The organism is Nostoc sp. (genome assembly GCF_035638895.1).
Lineage (GTDB): Bacteria > Cyanobacteriota > Cyanobacteriia > Cyanobacteriales > Nostocaceae > Nostoc.
Window position 1 is genome coordinate 1 of sequence record NZ_DASQZC010000505.1, and the last position, 2,046, is coordinate 2,046.

Here is a 2,046-nt window from a genome sequence, read left to right on the forward strand (position 1 = left end):
GGGTAAAGATATTGGTGACATTCAAATTCTCAAAGGTTATGAACGCTGGCGCAAGCTGGAAAACCTGACAATTTTAGGTTTCACCGATTTATTAGATCGGATGTTTTCTAATAACTTCTTACCTGTGGTATTGGTGCGTCGGCTGGGTTTATGGCTTTTGCAGCGAGTACCTGTATTAAAAGTGTTTATGCTGAAGTTGATGATCGGTTTGAAGGGACGGACTCCAGAATTAGCAAAACGATAAGACTTAAAGGCTACACCACAGCAGCTTGAAAAATCTGGTTTGGGGTAAGATTCAATTCAGGAAAAGTTTGGGAAACAATGCGATCGCTATCTCGAAACTTACTTATTTGATATTCGCCATCAACTAAGTTACAGACGGAGATTGTCGGTTGTTTGGGATTGCCGATAAAATTACGTCCACCCAAGGCAGCATAATCGACAATCCAGTATTCCGGGATACCCATTTCTTCATAGTCAGCATACTTCAAGTAATAATCGTCTCGCCAGTTAGTTGATACAACCTCAATTGCCAAAGGTATTGATGCACCCAAACTAACGGTAGATTCTTTTTTCCATAATTTTTCGTTTTCCAGATTTGCACGGTTTAGCACCAACACATCTGGGAAGTAACCAGAATCTTTTTCAGGAGGTCTAACTATAACTTGGTTAGGTATGAAGTAGGGCAATGCTAGACGCTTGATTTCAAAAGGAATTTCGATACCTAGAAATCCTTTAACTTCTTCGTGTTCCCCTACTGGTTGTGCCATTTCAACAATTTCTCCTTTATGTAGTTCGTAGCGGACTCGTCGAATTTCGGGTAGCCAATCGACAAATTCCTCAAAGGTTACTAGTTTGGGTATAGCTTGAGTCATGGCTTTTGAAAGTTATTGCTTTGGAAATATTATCTCTAATTTAGGCGACTGCGGACAGCTTTTTCACCACGGTTAAAAACGCGCTTATGTTGGGAGCGCCGCATTTGCCACTTCTGCGACTCCATTTGCTACTTCAGCGACTCCATTTGTTACTTCAGCGACTCCATTTGCTACTTTTGCGACTCCATTTGCTACTTTTGCGACTCCATTTGCTACTTTTGCGACTCCATTTGCTACTTTTGTGACTCCATTTGCTACTTTTGCGACTCCATTTGCTACTTCTGCGACACCATTTGCTACTTCTGTGACTCCATTTGCTACTTCTGCGATCGCATAGTAGTATTTTGGAAGCAATGCCTACGGCGGGCTACGCCTACGCATAGTAATGAAGCTAGCTACCGCAGCCGATGTGCTGACTGTATTATTGAAATCGTGCCTAATATTGAGTGAGAACTACACGGAAGTTGGACGGATTTTCATCCCATAAGTAAGCTGTTCCACAAATAACCTTGCATAATTAGGGCGCTATTGTTGATACAATACGCTTGGGTTAAGGCTACCACAGAGGCGCAGAGGACACGGAGAGAGAAGAGAGAGAAGGAAAAATTGCTTAACTGAACTATTATGATATACCGAAATATAGATGTAATAGTATCTAATGTGTGCTAATTACTCATTACTAACAACGGTAGGATTGAAAATTAATATTTTTCTACATAAAATTAAAAATCTAAAATAAAAAATTGGTAACACTGATGACTAAGAGTGTTAAAGTTTCAAGAAATTCATCGGAACTTTTCAGCGGGTATTCATGCTGAAGAAACTACAGAAAAAGCAAATTTCGATAATTGCGGGTGCGGCACTGTTTGCCTTTTTAGCTGGGGCAATGGTATCAGCACCTCAAATTGGCAAGTCTCTGGGGAAATGGCTCAAACTGGGTCAAAATCAAACAGAGCAAACATCAGACGGTAGCATTGCTCAATCAGCTGTCTTTCCACTGGTATCACAATCTCTGCCAGAACGGGCGGCTAAACTAGCAGAGATTGCCGAGCAGTCGCGATCGCTAGACCGAAATCGCGCTCGTTATCTTTTGGCGAGTGATTACATTGAAAGAACCCAAGCGCAAAAAGCGCTGGCTTTACTAGACGGGCTAGATAGAGACTATCCTATC

2 protein-coding genes and 2 pseudogenes are annotated in these 2,046 nt (G+C 41.5%); 2 read left to right on the plus strand and 2 right to left on the minus strand.

Going from position 1 to position 2,046, the window contains the following annotated elements; all coding sequences use genetic code 11:
* Positions 1 to 244, plus strand: a pseudogene (locus VE944_RS25080) (FAD-dependent hydroxylase); the annotation flags it as partial.
* A gap of 10 nt (positions 245 to 254) precedes the next feature.
* On the opposite strand, the gene VE944_RS25085 reads toward VE944_RS25080, so the two are convergent.
* Together VE944_RS25085 and VE944_RS25090 are read right to left on the minus strand one after the other, a co-directional pair.
* Complete coding sequence (locus VE944_RS25085) at positions 255 to 875, minus strand: Uma2 family endonuclease (RefSeq protein WP_324983498.1); 621 nt, start codon at positions 873 to 875, stop codon at positions 255 to 257.
* Between the two features lie 84 nt (positions 876 to 959).
* Complete coding sequence (locus tag VE944_RS25090) at positions 960 to 1,229, minus strand: hypothetical protein (RefSeq protein ID WP_324983501.1); 270 nt, start codon at positions 1,227 to 1,229, stop codon at positions 960 to 962.
* A gap of 457 nt (positions 1,230 to 1,686) precedes the next feature.
* Between VE944_RS25090 and VE944_RS25095 the strand changes: the two are divergent.
* Positions 1,687 to 2,046 (plus strand): annotated as a pseudogene (locus tag VE944_RS25095) (tail length tape measure protein); the annotation flags it as partial.